9 protein-coding genes are annotated in these 19,861 nt (G+C 39.2%); 4 read left to right on the top strand and 5 right to left on the bottom strand.

The window, feature by feature from the left end:
- Nucleotides 1–12 precede the first annotated feature (12 nt).
- Entirely contained in the window at nt 13–1,245 is a 1,233-nt protein-coding gene (locus ACE1CA_RS19350; protein WP_486517451.1) for a patatin-like phospholipase family protein, read from the bottom strand.
- A 179-nt stretch (nt 1,246–1,424) separates the two neighbouring features.
- The gene (locus tag ACE1CA_RS19345; RefSeq protein ID WP_413281353.1) at nt 1,425–2,276 is read right to left on the bottom strand and encodes an Npun_R2479 family HD domain-containing metalloprotein; all 852 of its coding nucleotides are present in this window, start codon (nt 2,274–2,276) and stop codon (nt 1,425–1,427) included.
- 556 nt (nt 2,277–2,832) lie between these two features.
- Between ACE1CA_RS19345 and ACE1CA_RS19340 the strand changes: the two genes are divergently transcribed.
- The 4 genes from ACE1CA_RS19340 (at nt 2,833) to ACE1CA_RS19325 (ending at nt 10,554) form a co-directional block, all read left to right on the top strand.
- Nucleotides 2,833–7,212: a PAS domain-containing sensor histidine kinase gene (locus ACE1CA_RS19340; RefSeq protein ID WP_413281352.1), complete on the top strand. Its 4,380-nt coding sequence runs from the start codon at nt 2,833–2,835 to the stop codon at nt 7,210–7,212.
- A 57-nt stretch (nt 7,213–7,269) separates the two neighbouring features.
- Nucleotides 7,270–7,734: a response regulator gene (locus ACE1CA_RS19335; RefSeq protein WP_413281351.1), complete on the top strand. Its 465-nt coding sequence runs from the start codon at nt 7,270–7,272 to the stop codon at nt 7,732–7,734.
- Nucleotides 7,727–9,451 (top strand): EAL domain-containing protein, encoded by a 1,725-nt coding sequence (locus tag ACE1CA_RS19330; protein WP_413281350.1) that lies wholly within the window; start codon nt 7,727–7,729, stop codon nt 9,449–9,451. Before ACE1CA_RS19335 ends, ACE1CA_RS19330 begins: the two co-directional genes overlap by 8 nt.
- 170 nt (nt 9,452–9,621) lie before the next feature.
- Nucleotides 9,622–10,554, top strand: coding sequence for an alpha/beta fold hydrolase (locus ACE1CA_RS19325; RefSeq protein ID WP_413281349.1), 933 nt, complete (start codon nt 9,622–9,624; stop codon nt 10,552–10,554).
- A 53-nt stretch (nt 10,555–10,607) separates the two neighbouring features.
- Here the strand turns inward: ACE1CA_RS19325 and ACE1CA_RS19320 are convergent, their stop codons facing one another.
- The 3 genes from ACE1CA_RS19320 to ACE1CA_RS19310 all read right to left on the bottom strand — a co-directional run bounded on the left by ACE1CA_RS19320 (nt 10,608) and on the right by ACE1CA_RS19310 (nt 19,639).
- Nucleotides 10,608–13,652, bottom strand: a complete 3,045-nt coding sequence (locus tag ACE1CA_RS19320; RefSeq protein WP_413281348.1) for a plasmid replication protein, CyRepA1 family — start codon at nt 13,650–13,652, stop codon at nt 10,608–10,610.
- Between the two features lie 266 nt (nt 13,653–13,918).
- Nucleotides 13,919–16,117, bottom strand: a complete 2,199-nt coding sequence (locus ACE1CA_RS19315) for a caspase family protein (protein ID WP_413281347.1) — start codon at nt 16,115–16,117, stop codon at nt 13,919–13,921.
- 75 nt (nt 16,118–16,192) lie between these two features.
- Entirely contained in the window at nt 16,193–19,639 is a 3,447-nt protein-coding gene (locus tag ACE1CA_RS19310) for a tetratricopeptide repeat protein (RefSeq protein WP_413281166.1), read from the bottom strand.
- Nucleotides 19,640–19,861 lie beyond the last annotated feature (222 nt).

The following is a 19,861-nucleotide window of genomic DNA, read 5'->3' as shown; positions in this document are numbered from 1 at the left end:
ATATTAGAGTCTTTAGGAAGGAGTTTGTGATTCTGTAGATTCTGGGGTTTCTGGAGATTTTTCGGGTTCTTTGTTGGCTTGAATGAAGTCTGCGATCGCATCTCTCACCAAAGGCCCACAATCATTTCTAGTATAATAAGTGCAACCCTTTTCCAAGTATGCTTTTGCCGCCTCCAGTGCATCATTGATATATTGATTGGTAGCATCATCAATTGCTTCACTCAGTTTCTTTTCCGTAAACCTATTAATTCGCCGATCTTTGCCCACTAATTCACGAGTGTCTCTGTAAGTTTCCTTTTCCGGGTCTTTAGCTTTAGTTTTGAATCTTTCATTCAATTCAAACTCAAGCCTTAAATAACGTTTTGAAGACCAACCTCCCATAATTTGCCGACAAATTGTACTCGAAATTTCAGCATTAGGTTCCATAAATACATCAACTATTTTTTGCGCCCAATCTAAAGGTTTCCACTCTTTTGCTTCTTCATAAAGATATGGTTCACCACTGCGTCCCGTACTCACAGAAAGAACAGAAATATCTTCTAATTTCAGATTATCAAGTTTATATTCCTGCTTGATTTCTAGCGGCACATCTGGGTTTTGGCTAATCCTTAAAGCTAAACTAATTGCCGCTAAAGATGGGTTATTGGCAGAGACTCCCCCATCAATATGGGGAAAAGACCAATTGCCAAATTTTTCCGTATTGTAAGGTTTTAATAGATATGGAGGGAAGTAAGTCGGTGCGGAAGATGAGCTAACGCAAATTTCCCAAAGTGGGGTATCGTCGTACCATCGCGCCCCAATATCAGGATGACAATTAGTGAAAAAAGTAGTGTTCCGATACAGCAAATCATAAGCAAGAATTAAGATCATCGGATGTTTAATTTTGCTATCGCTAATTTTGATCTCTCCTAACTTTTTGCTTAAAGCCTTAATTAATCCTTCATGAGTATATTTAGAAGGCCAAAAGAAATCAGATATGTTTTGTAAAAACGGTGGCAATGCTCTGGGGGGGAAAATAATTATGCCCTGCTCTTTATAGAGATTGATTAACTCTTGAGTGGGTTTTCCGGTAGCAATTCCTGCGGTTAATATAGATCCAGTGGAAGTTCCGGCGATCAGGTCAAAATATTGGTGTAAGGGTTTACCTTCTTTTTCTTGAACTTGTCTTTCTACTTCTTGGAGAATACGGGCAGAAATAATTCCTCGCATTCCACCACCATCTAAGCTGAGAATTTTGAAAGTCATAGTGATACACTCCGAATAATATCTGTCAATTTTGCTGGCTGAAGTCGATTTATATCAATTCTCTCAGATTTTGCTACGCTTAAATCTCCTGGTTGCCTTATCAGTCAGATTGATTTTCTGGTGCTTGTGGAATGCCTGATTTACAAGCATTCCCAGTCCCAAAGAATGCCAGCGATCGATCACGCAGCTTCCATAGAGGGCATTTCATGTTCGACTACAAAGACATTGGCGTAAAGGTTTGCCAAAATTTGTTTACCTTCCTGGGTTAATTCCAAATATCTGAGGGCGGAATCGATATAAGGATAAACCACATTCCAGTAGAACTTAGCGTAATTATGACGGACATCTCCGGGGTGATGATAGCCGAGGTTTTTGTTTACCCCTGTTTCTTCAAATTCGTAATAAAGTGCGCCAATTTTTTTCAAATACCTGGGATCGCTTAATTGACCAATTAAATCAGCGGCGCGAACTAAGCCAGGACAGTTTATTTTATCTTGATGGTCTTCATCGTTGGGAACTGGGAAACGAGTTAATTCAATATTACGTTGGATTGTTGGGGCATCTATTAGTTTGTGATAGCCAAAACGTTCTTGAATGAACTGTTTACCTCGATCGACATGATAAGGGGCTAAACTGGCATCAGAGGCTCCAGGGTTTAATTTGACCATTTCGCCGTTGATTCCGGTGGCGTATAAGTTTTCTGCGGGTTTATCTTGGCGACAAACACCTTTAACATAGCCAATGTCATGGCATAACAAAGAAATGATGCCATGCAACCAATCTTCAGATGATATACCACCTTCCCGGATATGCTTACCCCGCATCACCTCTTGTCCTACTAATGTGACTAAGATTGTGTGTTCGACGTTGTGATAAAGGGCATCGCTGTTGGCAATATTTTCCAATGCCATGTTTCCCGCCCAAGCAATGATATCGGCGTAATCTGGTTTCCAGCCTCCGTAAGTCCGTCGATAACCATCTCGTAGTTCTTGGACGAAGCGATCGATAATCAATTGGGTAGCATCAAACATAAATCAGGTTGTTCTATTTGCGAGACACGACAGGTACTAGAGCAATTCAGGTAATGGTTGGCTGCTTTACTCTAGACTATGTAAATATCATGATTGGTTTTTCACTTGTGCTTGGTGACAGTGGACGTTGGTGGTTGTGACTTTAGTCTCAGTACTCGGAAATGGGCGATGGCGATGAGGGTTGAGTGTTGTAATTTTTCCCCAGGTTTTCAAAATTTTAGGACTTACGCACTCTTTGCCTAAAACCCAATCCTGCCCCGCCGAACCCCAGCAGGGGGGATTGCATAAGTCCTAACTTTCTGAAAATTATATGGCTGATTACGATTATCGAAAGACAAACAGATGATATATGCTTGAATTTATCAAGCCAAAGAAGTTAAAATAGGGAAATTAAATTGTCTGTGAATTTATCATTGTAAAAATTATATCAGCACGGAAGGCCAGTTGATATAAAAATTAACGGGTTAATCAATATCTCTTGTAAGAGTGCTAAACAATAATTTTGCAATCAGGAAAAGTTTTTTAGTAACGCCATTCTTAATCTCTATTTTTACCTATGAATTTGCAGAAAATTCGATCGCTCTCCAAAAAATCTAGCTTATTAACTACGCTTATTGGTGGCATCGCACTTATTGGTTGGATATTTCACATCGAATTGTTGAAAAGTGGATTTCCCGGACTACCACCGATGCGGGTAAACGCAGCTTTGGGATTTATTTTGAGTGGTATTTCTTTATGGTTTTGGCAAGAGAATAGTTATCAAAATTTTAATCGATCGCATCAGCGTAGTTCAAGCATATCAATTTCTTACATACTTGCTATTGTAGTTGCTTGTGTAGCTTTGCTGACCTTAATTCAGTTTTTCTTCAACATTAACCTGGGAATTGATGAGTTATTAATTAAAGATTTTACTCTGCGAATTAGTTACATACATCCGGGGCGAATGGCTGCAACATTAGCATTAATGTTACTCATTTTAAGTTCAGCTTTAATTTTATTAAATAAAGGTATTTACAGTTTGGCTCAGGGATTTGCCTTTGGCAGTTTCTTAACTTCACTTTTAGGACTAATCGGGTATATTTATCACGTTCCAAATTTTTACAATCTTTTTTCTGGTGGTAGCACTGCACTAAACTCAATTGTCGCTTCTGGGAGTTTATCTCTGGGCATTTTGTTTGCTCATCCCGAACAAGGCTGGTTAAAAGTTTTTACTAGTCCTTATGCAGGTGGAATTACTGCCCGTCGCTTCCTGCCATTTGTGATAGGTTTACCTTTACTGATAGGAACCTCTTTGATATTATCCTACCGCTATAACTTCATGCCGATAGAAGTTAGCATTGTATTGCGGAGCGCAATCAATATTTTAATTTTGACTGTTGTTACTTGGTGGAATGCAAAATTTTTAAATGAACTGGATTTAAAACAAAAACAAATTGAAATTGCACTACAACAATCTCTTCAAGAACTAGAAAACCGAGTGGCAGATCGTACAGCAGAGTTGATTAATATTAATCATGATTTGCAAGAGAGTTATCAATTATGGCAGTCTATAATTGAAGGGATTTCCGATTCTATATATCTCAAAGACCGCTCTGGGCGCTATTTAATGGTTAATGAGGCAATGAGGCGAAAGCTCGGTAAATCTAATGCAGAAATTTTAGGATTCAATGATTATGAATTGTTTACTCCAGAGGTAGCCCGACAGTTAAGCGAGACAGATAATCGGATTATGGAACTGGGGGAAAGTCGGGAACTGGAAGAGGAAATAGTCAAAAATAATCAGCAAAAAACTTACTTATCAACAAAAAGCCCTTGGCGCGATCGAGAAGGTAATGTCATCGGTTTAATTGGAGTAATTAAAGATATTACGGAACGCAAACGCGCTGAAGAATTGCTGCGGGAAAATGAAAGGCGACTGCAATTAGCTTTACAAGCTACCAAGTCTGGGATCTGGGATTGGGATTTGGTTTCTAATGTTGTTAAAGTCTCGGAAGAATATTGTCATCTTTTGGGGTTCGATCCGACATTACAAACTGTTACTTACGAAAAGTGGTTAAATAGCATTCATCCAGACGATCGCGCTTCAGTCACACAAGCCCTCAGACAAGCGATGGAGCAAAATCAAGATTATGAAATTGTGTATCGCGTTCTGCATCCTGATGAAGGCATTCGCTGGATAGCTTCTAGAGGTCAGAGTTTCACCGATGCAGCAGGTAATGTGGTACGGATGCTGGGCAATATTCAGGACATCACTGAAAAGCAAGCTGTACTTCATGAATGTCTGCAAGCTGAACTCGCCTTGCAAACGAGTGAAGAACAGCTGCGTTTAACGCTAGAATTTGCCCAGATTGGCAGTTGGGATTGGCAGATTCAGGATAATCGGATTACCTGGAATAGCAATCATTTTCATCTGTTCGGATTAGATCCCGAAACTACAGATGTAGATTATCAAACTTGGCGCGATCGCGTTCACCCTGAAGATATTGAGCGAGTGGAAACGGATATTAATCAAGCGATCGAAAGCCATAGAGATTATCACTCAGAATATCGGGTGATTTATCCCGACGGTAGCGTTCATTGGGTATTTGCTAAGGGACGAGCAATTTACGATCGATCTGGGCAACCTTTGCGAATGTTGGGGGTGGTATTTGATATTACCGATCGCAAACAAGCCGAACTCGCCTTACAAGCAAGCAAAGAACAATTGCGTTTGACGCTAGAATTTGCCCAAATTGGTAGCTGGGCTTGGGATATGGTCGAAAATCGATTGCACTGGAACAACAAACTATTCCAGTTGCTAGGTTTAGATCCTAACACTGCGGAAGCTAACTATCACATTTGGCGCGATCGCATTTATCCCGACGATCTAGAGCGTGTAGAAGCGGCAATTAATCGAGCAGTAGAAAGAGAAATAGACTACGATGCAGAACATCGGGTAATTCATCCTGATGGTACGGTGCTGTGGATAATTGCCAGAGGAAGAGCGATTTACGATCGATCTGGGCGACCCCTAAGAATGCTGGGTGTAGCTATTGATATTACCGATCGCAAACAAATCGAAATTTCTCTCCAACAAAGTCAAGAACACTTTCAAAGAGCGATCGTCGATTCTCCGCTGCCAATTATCTTACACGCTGAAGATGGCGCAGTATTACAAATTAATCATGCTTGGACAGAGATTTCTGGCTATTCTCCCGAAGAAATTCCTACGATCGCAGATTGGACGGAAAAAGCTTATGGTAGTCGCAAAGAGTTAGTACAAGAAGATATTAAACGTTTACATCATCTCGATCGCCGAGTTTACGATGGAGAATTTACCATCTGCACTGGGAGTGGAGAAACTCGGATTTGGGATTTTTATTCTGCTCCTTTGGGTAAATTACCGGATGGGAGAAATTTAGTAATTAGTACAGCGATCGATATTACCGATCGCAAACGCGCCGAAGCAGATTTACAGCAATACAAAGATATTTTCCAATTTAGCGAACATGGTTTAGCTGTGGGCAAAGGAACGCTAATCGAAATAGTAAATCCTGCCTTTGCTAGAATGCACGGCTATTCGGTTGAGGAAATGATTGGCAAATCAATTTTGAGTTTGTTTCCGCAGGAGTTCTGGGGAGATACGATCGCTTTTATGCAAGAGCTTAATGAAGTCGGACACATCACTCATGAGTCGTATCATCTTCGTAAAGATGGGACTATTTTTCCGGTATTTCTCGATATTACGATGGTCAAAGATCGGCAAAATAATCCACTCTATCGCATTGTAACTTTGCTTGATATTAGCGATCGCAAAAAAGCTCAAGCTGCACTGCAAAAAAGTGAAGAACGTTTGCGGTTAGCTTTGCAAGCGGCAAATCAGGGAATGTGGGATTTGAATGTCCAAACAGGAGAGGCGATCGTCAGCGCCGAATATGCTCGAATGTTGGGTTATGAATCAGAGGAAATACAGGAAACAAATGCTAAATGGCGAGAGCGTTTGCATCCTGAAGAAAGAGAAAGTGTCTATCAAGTTTATGCTGATTACATTGCTGGAAAATGCAATGATTATCGAGTGGAATGTAGACAACTAACTAAAACAGGTGAGTGGAAATGGGTTCTTTCTTCAGGTAAAATTGTGGAGTGGGATCGGTTTGGGCAACCTTTGCGAATGTTGGGGACACATACGGATATTAGCGATCGCAAACAAGCCGAATTAGCAGTCATCCAACTTAACCAAACTTTGGAACAACGAGTTAAAGAAAGGACGGCGGAACTGACAGCAGCAAACAAAGAATTAGAAGCTTTTTCTTATTCCGTTTCCCATGATTTACGCGCACCTTTACGCGGGATTGATGGGTTTAGTAAAGTACTTCTCGAACGTTATGGCGATCGATTGGATGAAAAAGGGAAACATTATCTCGAACGGATTCGTGCAGGTTCCCAACGCATGGGAGAATTAATAGAGAATCTGCTAATGCTCTCACGGGTAACTCGTGCCGAAATGAAGCGTATTCCAGTAAATTTAAGTGAGATTGTGAAAGGGATTATCAAAGAATTAAGTGAATCTCAACCAGAACATTCTGTACAATGGAACATAGCTCCCGAAATTACAGCCTTGGGTGATACAGCACTGCTGCGAATCATGTTAGAAAATCTATTGAGTAATGCTTGGAAATTTACTGCAAATTGTCCGCAACCCCAAATTGAGTTTGGTTATACCATACTTTCGGAAAATAGGCAAGCTTACTTTATCAAAGATAATGGAGTTGGTTTTGATATGACCTACGTTAATAAACTATTTATTGCTTTTCAACGCTTACATTCAAATAATGACTTTCCCGGTACAGGTGTAGGATTGGCGATCGTCCAAAGAATTATTCATCGACATGGCGGACAAGTGTGGGCAGAGGGAATTATAAATGGGGGTGCGACATTTTACTTTACTTTAGGATGAAGTAAAAATTTCCCCAATGATGAGAATATTATTTATCTCTATTCAAGGTTTATGGCAATGGTACTTCCAAACACACCAGGATTACTGTTACTAGTCGAAGATAATCCAGATGATGAAGAACTAACACTGATGGCATTCGAGCAAGGCGGAATCACCAATCCGGCAGTTGTGGCGCGAGATGGTGTAGAAGCGTTAGATTACTTGTTTGCTACAGGAAGTTATAGCGATCGTTCAGCAGAGGATTTGCCAGCTTTAATTCTCTTAGATTTACAGCTTCCGAGAATTAGCGGGTTAGAGGTGCTACAAAGAATTAAGCGCAATCATATAACCAGGACAATTCCAGTTGTAATTTTAACTACATCAACTGAACAAAGAGATTTAGTAGAAAGTTATCACTTGGGTTGCAACAGTTACATTCAGAAACCTGTAGATTACGAGCAGTTTCTCAATGTTATTCAACAATTAGGTATGTATTGGTTGGTTATCAATTGTCCTCCACCATTATTTGCTACTTATGAATAAAGAAATTCGGGTGCTAATAGTCGAAGACAACCCAGATGATGCAGAATTGATCTTGCTTGAACTCGAATTGAATGGTTACACTGTATTTTGGGAAAGAGTAGAGAATCGGCATGAAATGAGTGCAGCGCTCGATCGCCAAACTTGGGATATAATTTTTGCTGATTACTCATTACCTGAATTTAATGCTTTAGCTGCTCTTTCCTTAATGCAGGAAAAAAATTTAGATTTGCCATTTATTATAGTTTCAGGTTCGATCGGAGAAGAAACTGCCGTAGCAGCAATGCGAGCAGGCGCTCATGATTATTTACTCAAAAATAGTTTATCTCGACTAGTGCCAGCGGCGGAACGAGAATGGCGAGAAGCACAAGTAAGAAGGGAACGGAAACAAGCGCTGCAAGATATTCAAATACTGGCTTTTTATGATAAATTAACCGGATTACCAAATCGGACTCTTTTTCTTGAAGACCTACAAAACTGTATTAATGAGCATAAACAAAATCCCAATTTCTTTGGCATACTTTTCTTGGATATTGACCGTTATAAAAGTGTGAAATATGGGTTTGGACATATTAAAGGGAATCAATTCTTAATCAAAGTTGCTCAACGATTAGCAGATTGGATGCAACCGAGCGATCGATTAGCTCGTGTTGGTGAAGATGCCTTTTGTTTATTACTTAAAAACCTAGAAAATTTGGATGAACTTAGGGAAAAAGTAGCTCAAATTCACCAAATTCTCCGCATCCCTTTTCAAGTAGATAAATCATTAATCTATTCGTCAGTTAGCATTGGAGTTGTTGATTGTAGAATGGATTATAATCAGGCAGAAGAATTTTTGCGTGCTGCGGATACTGCTACTTATAATGCGAAAAAACAAGTCGGAAATACAATCTTTTTTAATTCTCAAATGCAGACGGAAGAGCTAGAACGACTGCGCCTAGAAGCTGATTTACAACAAGCAATTCAAGAGCAAGAGTTACATCTTAATTTTCAACCGATTATTTCTTTAACTACTAACAAAATCGTCAGTTTTGAAGCCTTAGTGAGATGGCATCATCACGAACGAGGATGGATTTCACCGGGGGAATTTATTCCTTTAGCCGAACAAACTGGATTAATTATTCCCCTTGGAGAATGGGTACTAATTGAAGTTTGTCGGCAAATGAAGTTATGGGAAAAAGAATTAGCAAATTATTGGCCTTTGAGCATTGCTGTTAACCTTTCGGGATTGCAACTTATCCAACCCAATTTAGTTACGTTCATTGAACAAATCTGTCAATATTATTGTTCTAATATAATTTATTTGAAGCTAGAAGTTACAGAAAGCGTTTTGATGAAAAATGCTGAATTAGCGATCGAAACTTTAACAAAGTTACGAAATTATGGTATCGAAATTTGTATTGATGATTTTGGCACAGGATATTCATCTTTAGCTTATTTACATCTTCTACCAATTGATACTGTCAAGATCGATCGTTCTTTTATTAATCAAATGATTGAAAATGAGAAAAATTTAGATATTGTAGAAACAATTATTAGTTTGGCTCATCGGTTAGATTTAAATGTAGTCGCTGAGGGTGTAGAAACTGAACTACAAAGAGATATTTTACGATCGCTTAACTGCGAATATGGACAAGGATACTTTTTTTCTAAACCACTACCTCCAAAAGAAATTGTTAATTGGATTCACAACATGAATTACCTTGAGGAATCAGTCTAATCTTTGTAGAAGCAATTCATGTTTGTAGGGGCAATTCATGAATTGCCCCTACAAACATTCGTTACGAAGCTTGCTTGCAGTCCTTGGTTGCCTTCGGTATCTAAGGCTTTAGAGAATATTAAAGAATAAATAATTTTGGTATAATTGTTAAAATTAGATTTTGAGAAGCTATGCAAGACTGGTGGAAAACCACTTTTCCTAAAGGTCGCCAACTCCTGAAAATTACCGATGCTAACGGATACCCTGTTTCTATTGCTTATGGTGAAAAAGGAACGGGAAAACCTTTATTTTTAATTCATGGTATTGGTGGCTGGAGTTATAATTGGCGTTACAATATAGAAACTCTGGCTAAATATTTCCGGGTAATTTGCTTTGATGCTAAAGGTTATGGATTCTCTGATAAACCTTTATATCGGGAAAGAAACGATCATCAAATTATTGAATTTAAACGAATTATTAGTGCGCTTTGCGATCGAAGTGCGATCGTACTAGCCGAATCGCTAGGAGGATTAATCAGCCTTGCAGTTGCAGAAGATTATCCCGAATTAATCTCGGAATTGATAGTAGTTAATGTTCCGATTTTTCCTGATGGTTTACCTCATTGGGGAATGTCGTTATTATCACAAATTCCTTTGGAATTGTTGCAAACATCTGATTTATGTCGAATTCCCAGTTTATTTGCACCTTTGGTAAAGGAAATTCTGGCGATCGAGAGGCGATCGGTATTATTCGATCCGACAAAGTTTACCGAAAAAGACGCTTATTGGATGAGTTATCCTTATATTCATTTTCCCGGTACTTTGACGAAAGTAGCAGAAGATATTCAAATTGCGGTAAAAGAAATTCAGCTAAACCAAAATTATCAACCAAATTTAATCACTAAAATTCAAAAAAATTTGGCTGTTATCAAATGTCCCACATTAATTTTATGGGGACAACAAGATAGCTGGTTTTCTTATAAACATGGCGAAAAGTTAGCAAAACTTTTACCAAATTCGCAATTAAAAATTATTCCGAATTGCGATCATGACGCTTCTTCCGGTTCTCCAGAGGCGGTTAACGCCGCAGTTTTGGAATTTTTAAAGAGTCGCCCTAACGACTAAAGTCGCGGGCTACACAGACAAAACCTGCCTCCGCAGGTTTCAAAATTTGCTTTTTATAAGTCCGCGTAGGCGGACTTTGTTTGTGTAGTTGCGGTTTTAACCGCCAAACTTTTTAAGTTTAGCTGATTTTCTAAACTAGAGAATAAAGAAAAGTTAGTTAAGCAGGGAATAAAAAAGGAATTGTTAGCATGAGATGAGTTTGTTAATTCTGCTTCTGTGGCAGTGTTTAAGGTTTCAAGTTGATTATTTCTTCTGAGTTTACGTCGTTGGAGAATGCTTTCTATAAGTCGCCAACGTTTTTTTTGTAAGCTTATTGTCGCTGTTTTATTTTGTCGATAACGTATGATTTCAACAGGAATTGCAACTTGTTTAATGAGTTGGTTAAAAATGTAAATGTTAGAATTTTTAGGAGAATTGGGATTTAAATTTAAACCTAAAATTAGGTTTATTTGTTTATAATGTTGCCAGACTATTTTAGCCAATGGTTCTAAGTCTTCATTGGTTAAACTTTCACCGTTCAATAAGCGATCGATCCACTGCAAAAGTCCCAAACGTTCCCGTACAGTACGTTCCTGTTCTTTAGTGTAGATATTGGGAATAAATAAACCGAGTTTCCATTTTGCTTGAAGTGCGATCGCCTTTTCATCTCTTTCCACAGCTAATCCATAACGCAAATCTTCATAACGCAAAATCGCCCCAGATAACTGAGAATAAACTTTCACTAATTCCGAGGTGATTTCTGCTTCTTTTTGGATCGCCGCCCATTCCGCAACTTGAGTTTTTTCTAAGTTTAATCTTTCCTCTGCGGTAATCAGTTCTTGAGATTCCAATTGTTCTTTTTCGTTAGCAGTTAAAATGCGAGAATTAGCTACAGATTGGTAATGTGTAGATTGAATTCGATCGCTAACTTTTTTAGTCAAATGTTTAAAAACTGGACTGGAATTAACCGTAATAATTTTGAGGTAATTTCCTTCATATTTCAATCTAGCGATTACCGCTTCTCGTAAGTTCCACATCGCCGCATTACTGTTAGCTTCTATTTGCGCCCATAGTTTTTTATGACAACACTTTTCCCAGTCGATCGGTGTATTTACAACCGCCAACATTTCCGGCGATAAACTCATTCTAATTAATCCCACTTCCAAATCCCAGCGACTTTTTAATTCTCGCAAAATCACGAACGGAGATTCAGATTTAGAGACAGTACAAAAGTTTTTTCCACACTTATTCACCCAAATATAGCGGGGTATAGGATGTCGAACTCTAGCTAAAGATTGGGCGATATCTGCATCATTAATTACCCCATAAAAAATGCCAATTACTGCATCAAACCATTGGGTTTCAATGCTTACGCCAGTGGACATACTAGGGGTAGCAATGACGATATCATAAAGGGGTAATTTCTCATTAATTTGTCTGACATATTCTCGTTGTTCGTTGAGGTTAACGGTTTCGGAGTTGATGACTAAGATGCGATCGCGACTAATCCCCGACTCCAACAAATTAACCAAAACATGAGAACTTTTCAACGAATCAGTAGCAATAAATAATCTTTTTCCACCCGTCGCCATTTCCACAGTATCAGCAACGATCGCACTATGCTCTAAAGAATTATAAATACTGCAACAATAGCCCGAATTTTGGTACTGATTTTGAATCAGAAAAACCTCATCTTCACCCCGTAAAGCTTTCACATAATCAATTACAAAATTATCCAAATCAGCATCAGCAATAATTACTCGCCCAGCAATTTTAATAATTTCCTCAAACCTAGCTAAAATTGCTGGTCTTCGCCCTTCTTTATTACAAGTACTGCTAGTAAGTAAAGCCCGAAAAACTTGGCAAACTTCATCAATTACCACCGTCGCCCCCACAAATTGAAACGGACGAATTCCTAACAAAGACTCAACACATAAACCTAAGCGCCAAGTCGGACAACCATTTTCATCAATATAATAACCATTACCTTTATCAGCATCAGTTCGCCAAGTGTAACCCAATCTTTCCGCCAGAGAACGACCTAAAAATATGCGATGAGTTAAAGATAATAACCTTTCATTTTCCGCAGTAACTTGAGCAATTAATTTGGTTTTTCCTGTCCCTTTTCCCGAACAAATCGCAATAACTCCCGTCTTTGGTAACTCTAATCCAATAGTAGATAAATCAGCAACATTAAGTTTTACATTAGCAGGAATTGTCAAGCTTGATTGTTTTTTAATTAACCAATTCCATTGTCCTAAAGACAAAGCATGATGATAAACTTGTTCAAATGCTGCTACACCTTTAGCAACAATCAAATCATCTACACCTTTTTGTCCTGAATCCCAAGTAATTACTTTAATTGAACATTTGCCTTCATTAATTAAAAGTTGGGCGGTCTTTTTAATTGCTAAATTAACGGCGTTAACTGTTTGAATTTTAGTATCGCGATCGAAACAAAAAGCAAATTCTCTCCCATCTTTGGCGAAGGGTTGTAAATCGGGAATTAAAGTAGCAGATTTACTAACTTTGTCTACTCTTCTACCGTTCCAAATTCCTGGTAAAGCGATCGCCACAAAACCAACACTTAAAAGTGCAGCAGCTTTTTTTGCGCCTTCAGTAATAATAATAGGTAGCTGAGATTGTGTAATTACCCAACGCCAAAAACCTAAAGCTTCACCTGTTTCTGTAACCTCTATATTTTCGGGAATTACTAAATTAAATCTTTCCGCAATTTTGCGCCAAATCTGCAAAGTTACAGGTAAGAAAAAAGCCCTAGTGGGAACTTTTGGCGGATGTTCATACTTAATTAACTTATTTTTTGCACCCAAACGCGGTTGATTCGGTTTGAAACATCCCCATTCCATTGCTTCCCCAGCGTTCGGGTCAACGCTATTGCACCACCAACCACCACAGGTAGCGTGTTCGTAGCGTTTGATAAATCCAAGGGAGAGTCTACCTGCACTGTTGCGCGGGAGTTCGGTTGAGTAGCAGAGGTAGTTGTAGATGCGTTCACCTTTGAGACTGGTAACGCAAAGGGAAATCAAGCCAGGGTCTACACCGCTAGCAAGCCATTCATTCCAATGATTTTGTTCGATGTAGTCAGGTTTGCACTTCATGGCGGCTACTTATAGACGTGAGTTATCGGTTCCGAAACCCAGTTTCAGAACATCTAAAAAATCCACCCAACACTAATTGTAGAGTGTTGGGGGTTGGGTTTGTATGATAACACGCTATAGCTGGAGGATGGTGCGATCGCTTGTTACATCTTTTAGGGACTGGGGATTGGGGACTGGGGACTGCGATTATACCACTTATCTGTAACATGGCGCTAAATAATTTCTTTCTTCGCGTCCTTCGCGTCCTTCGCGGTTCAAAAAAATCTTTATTCCACCACTTCCACCAAAGAAGAAAGCACAGCAATTTTAGTTGTATCAACCCCTCTAATTGTAGATACTAATTGAACACCAGCACGAGACATTTCATCAAAATCTATCAACAAATCACCCATTACTTTATCCGGTTCATCTTCACTAATTCCCAAAGGAGAACCTTTAGCAGTATTGCGACTTCTGGCAATATTTTGTAAACCCTTTAAAGCATTGCGAACCGGAGAAACACTAGCCAATACTAACACTTCCAAAGTACCAGAAGGCCCTTGTAAAAGAATCTTAAAATTATCCTCAGTTCGAGGAATAGTAATTATTTTTCCCGCACCCAGTAAAGCCGCATCTTCCGGCTTATCCCAATCACGGGGAAATAAAACTAATAATTCGCCACTAGAATCGATTAACACAACACCAATAAAAAGATTTTGATTTTCGTTATTTTGAATATTAATTTGCATCGCCGTTCCCGGCTTAAAATTAGTATTTTGTATAGAATTAATTGGTGCTTGTTGAGATTCCTGATTTCCGCGACTACTAACAACATTAGCAGTACTTCTCGAATTAACAGCTTGAATAGTAGTAGTAACTTTAAGTGTGGAAGAATCCCCAGTCACCAAAGTTTGTAAAATTCTTCCAGCCAGCAAAGATTTAAATTTAGATTTCAACCTTTGTTGAATCGCTGCTTGCGTTGATTCTTCAGGAATTCCAAAAGTATTATAAACTGGTTTTCGCCCCGAAGTAAACAAACCAATTGCCCCTACAGGAGGCGGATTAGGAATTGATAACTGTTGAAATTCACGAGAATTGTTTTCCCTAACTCGACCTAAAATATAATGTACAACATCTGTTTGATTAACCCCGACAACTTCCATCCGACTAATAGCTTTAATTTCCTTTTCCGCTAAACTTTTCTCCGCGCCCAAAGATTCATCTAACCCAATTTTTAAACTTAAATCCGTAGGAATTCCCCGCACTCTTTCCCGCAGTAAAACTCCCGGTTTGGCAGCATTGGGATTTTTAATAACTTTACCATATCCAACTAATCCAACGCGAGATATTTGTTCAATTTGTCCAATCTCCTTACCTTGATTATCAATTAAATTAAAAATAGACCCTTGCTGAAAACCTTCCAATGATTGCGAAGCAATTCCACCTAACCAAAATTCTACTTGATTACCACTTACTTTGCGAATCACTCCTTCCGCACTGCGCTTAGTTTGTTCGCTGAAATAAACTAATTTATTTCCGTAATCACTTCCCGGTTTTACTTCATATTCCGGTACTTGTAAATTGCCTGAAGTTTGAGCTATATCTTGAGTACGCAAAGCTAAATTGACAAAAGTTGTACTAATAGCTTGATTGCGATTTTGTTGCCAAAGATAACGAGTTAAAAGATAAGTAAAAGCCCCAGCATTGAAACCATCAAAACACGCATCTGTAGCAAGTTGGTTATCTTTAGCAGAAGTTAATGAGACACCTTTAGCAATACCTTTTGCTCGTAATTCTTGAAACTTATCGGGAGAAAAGTTTAACTGTGATAACAATTTTTGTTGATATTCTAATTCTGCTTTATCGACTTTTATGTTTTCAGTTTCACGCTCAAATCTTGCAGAACGCACCACCAAATTTCCCCTATCAGCACCCCCCGAAAAACAACTATCTAAAACCACAGTTAAATTTTCCGTTTGTACCGCCGACATCAACAAAAACAAAGTCTTACCCATGATATCTTTTACCACATTTTTATCAGGGGTAACAGTATCTATAGGAACCATTGTTCCATTCAAATTTTTACCATTAATCGGCGCAGGATCTACTACCCGCGAACCATGTCCAGAATAGTGAAAAACCGCCACATCTCCGGGTTTTGCTTGTTTAATTAAATGATTTTCAAAAGCAGTAATAATCCCTTGACGAGTAGCTTGAGAATCAGTAACTACTAAAATATCTTGTGGCTGAAAACCAAAGCGATGAATTAACAACTCTCGCTGCATTTCCACATCCATCAAACATCCCCGCAAAGGACGAACTCCGTCAGTATAATTATTAATTCCCACCAACAAAGCCAGCTTCCGAGGTGTACTTTGCGCCAACACCTTACCATAACGATTAGCCTGCTGAAAAAACTCAACTTGACTAATCCCCAAACTAGCCAACAAAGAACCACCAAACTGTAAAAAATGCCGCCGTTTCATAACCCCTCCTAAATTTGTACGTTGTTGCGCTTCAGCGCTACAGTCGGAATAGCGCTGAAGCGCAACAACGTACTTTTAATATGCTTCTCCGATGAAAGTGAAAGCTGCCCAATCTTTTGGATGAGGGCGAGTTTTCATTATAGTTAACATTGCCTGACGTAACGCTTGCGCCTTATTCGGATTTGTCCTCATTTGCTGATAAAATTCCTTCATTAAATCAGAGGTTGGTGCATCAGGAACCGCCCACAAAGAAACAACTATGCTGGGTGTTCCCGCAGTAATAAAAGCGCGAGATAATCCAACTACTCCATCACCTGTAAGTTTTCCTCTCCCAGTATCACAAGCACTTAAAACTACTAAGGAAGCTTTCAATTTTAAATCGAGAATTTCATCAGAAGTCAGCAAACCATCTTCTTTTTCGTCCGGTGTAAAAGCTAATGCGCCCGGTACTCCAGCCCGATATTTTCCTTGCAGTTCTCCATAATCTAAAAGTCCGTGTGTGGCGAAGTGAATAATGTTAGCTTGAGAGATTTGAGATTTAATTGTTGCTTCTTTAGCTTGAGAACCAATTAAAGGTTGAGTATTGAACAATTTACCAATTTCAATTGCTTCTTGTTGTGCTCCAGGTAAAGATGGTAATTTTTCCGGTGGTTCACCTATTTTTAAGGTTAAAGATGGCATGGTTGGATTACCGACAATTAAATTTTGGAAACTCTTTTCTCCTGCACCTCTGCTTTGCTGCATTTCTGCTTTTTTAGCATGAGTTAATTCTAAGACTTGAATTGAGGGTGCAGTGAGAATTGTATGTTTTTCGATTAAATGTTTGCCAATTTCGTCTTGTAAGGCGACGAAGGGAACTAAGAATAACTCTCTTTGGGGAACGAAGATAACATGATTATTTGCATCGGTTGGGAGTAAATCGGCTATTGGTTTGATTAGTATTTCGTGGAGTTTTTGCAGGCGTTGTTTTTCGTTAACTCCGGGTTTGAGGGCGATGATTGCAGTTGCGCGACTTCTGACACCAATAGAGTCACGAGTGTTAGTAACAAGTTCTGCGAGGGAAGTGTTTTGTTGTTGCCATAAAGGTTTGAGATCGACTTTGCGGAAGTTGACTTCACCTGTAGGTTTGATTACCCAAATGTAAAGTTCTGATTCTTTGCCTTGTACTCTTCCTTGAATTTTGAACTCATCGCCAACAATTGAGTATTGTACTAAAGTAGCATTTTGCTTTTGGGCAATTTGTTTAATTTGGGCAATTGTTGGGTTTAAAGATGCAGCCGGGATGATTTCTTTCGGATTAGCTGACAATCGTCTGGTGAGTAATTCGATGAAAGCTCTGCCTCTACCTCGTTCGGAAATTTCTAATGCTGTTGTGGTTTTATTTTGGGCAATTAGGACTTTTTGTAAAGTGCGATAGGTACGAGCTTGTTCCTCGAAAATAGATACTTTGTTAGCATCGTCATTGCCTAATTTCTCGCGCAGAGATTCCCAAACTTCAATTCCCTGGAATAAGATTTTTTCTGCTTGAGCTAAATGTCCAGAACTATAGACAGCATTTCCCAAATTATTTAAAGCTACTGCTTCACCTTTAAGATCGCCAATTGACCGCGCAATGGTTAAAGCCTGTTGGTGGTACTCAATTGCCTGATGGCTGTCTCCTAGAGAATTGTAAGCAACACCCAGATTTCCTAATACTGTTCCTTCAGCTTGACGGTTGCCAATTTTTCTTGCAATGGCTAAGTCCTGTTTGTAGTATTCAATCGCCTTGGGGTAGTCTCCCAGATGAAAGTAAGCAAGACCTAGATTTCCTAATGCTAATCCTTCACCTTCACGATCACCTATTTCTCTTGCAATAATTAAACTTTGTTGGTGGTACTCAATCGTTTTACTATATTCTCCCAAGCTATTGTAACTAAGACCTAAATCTCCTAAAGCTATTCCTTCACCTTGACGGTTGTCAATTTCCCTGGCAATGGCTAAACTTTGCCGATGATATTCAATCGCTTGGCGGTAGTCTCCCACAGAAGAGTAAGCAGCACCTAAATTGCTCAGTGCTGCTCCTTCATCTTTACGATCGCCGATTTTCCGTGCGATACTTAAGCTCTGCTGGGAGTAGTCAATTGCTTTGCGGTAGTCTCCCAGAGAACGATAAACATTACTCAAATTTCCGAGAGATTTTCCTTCAAGTTGACGGTTGCCAATCTCCTTTGCAATTTCCAAACTCTGCTGCAAGTAATCAATCGCTTTGTGGTAATCTATTAGTGAATAGTACGCAACACCTAAACTTAACAGTGCGGCTCCTTCACCTTCGCGATCGCCAATCTCTCGTGCAATCGCTAAACTCTGCTGCTGGTAATCAATTGCTTTACGGTAATCTCCTAAATTACGGTAAGCAATTCCCAAATTTGCTAGAGATCGTTTTTCACCATCACGATCGCCAATTTCCCGATAAATAGCTAATGCTTGTTGAGAAGACTGCAATGCTTCCCGAAATTGACTTTTTTGATCCTGCTGATATCCTTGCCGTAATAGCCGATCTGCTTCAACTGTTCGAGGGTTATTTCGCTGTTGCATTTTTGAAAGTATTTGTTGCGCGAACTGTTCCATTTTTGGATCTTGGAGTTCCCTAGCAATGACTAAACTCTGCTGCGAGAAATCTAGCGCTTTCTGGTAATCTCCCAAAGAATAATAAGCAAGAGCTAGACCTACGATTGCTGCTACTTCACGCTTACGATCGCGAATTTCCCGATAAATAGCTAATGCCTGTTGAAAAGACTGCAATGCTTCCCGAAATTGATTTTTTTGATGCTGCTGAGATCCTTGCTGTAAATGTCGATCTGCCTCAGCTATCCGAGGGTTATTTTGTTGTTGAACTTTTGAAATAACTTGCTGAGCGGACTGTTCCATTTTTGGATCTTGGAGTTCTCTGGCAATGGCTAAATGCTGCTGTGAGGAATCTAGCGCTTTCTGATAGTCTCCCAGGTAATAGTAAGCAATACTTAGATTTCCCAGAGCATTTCCTTCACTCCTGCGATCGCCGATTTCCCGAAAAATAGCTAAACTTTTTTGGTGGTACTCAATTGCCTTGTGGTGATCTCCCAAAGAACCGTAAGCATTACCCAAATTTCCTAGAGATCGTGCTTCACCTAAACGATCGCCAATTTCCCTTGCAACAGCTAAACTCTGCTGCTGGTACTCAATTGCTTTGCGGTAGTCTCCTAGAGAATCATAAGCAATACTAATATTTCTGAGAATATTTCCTTCACCTTGGCGATCGCCAATTTTTCTTGCAATAGCTAATGCCTGTTGCCAAGACTGTAATGCTTCTCGATATTGACTTTTTTGATAATGCTGAATCCCTTGCTGGAAGAATTGCTCTACCTCAGCTTCCTGTTCACTATTCGTCTGCGCCAAAACTTTTGGCACTGGCAAACTTGTCAACGAATAGAAACTAATAGAAGTATCTGCAACAACAGTGAGTAAAGCAATAACTGTAGCAATTCCGAGTTTTGGTAAACGCATGGTGGTTAATTAAAAAGCTCCTCAGTGGCATATATATCTAGCACCTGATAACCTATGCAGTTAAAAAGATTTTCCCAACCCAATATAATTCATCAACTCGTCTCTGTCATCCCTTACCTAATCCGTTAACCTAGCAATATATACATAACCTTTGCCAAATCCACTCTCATCTAAATCATGGTACAAACTCCCCCAAAAATCAGCTATATAATAAAGTAATTC

The organism is Floridaenema evergladense BLCC-F167 (genome assembly GCF_041929205.2).
Taxonomy (GTDB): Bacteria; Cyanobacteriota; Cyanobacteriia; order Cyanobacteriales; family Aerosakkonemataceae; genus Floridanema; species Floridanema evergladense.
Note: the sequence above shows the minus strand (reverse complement) of the source record. Positions and strands in the feature narration are given on the sequence as shown.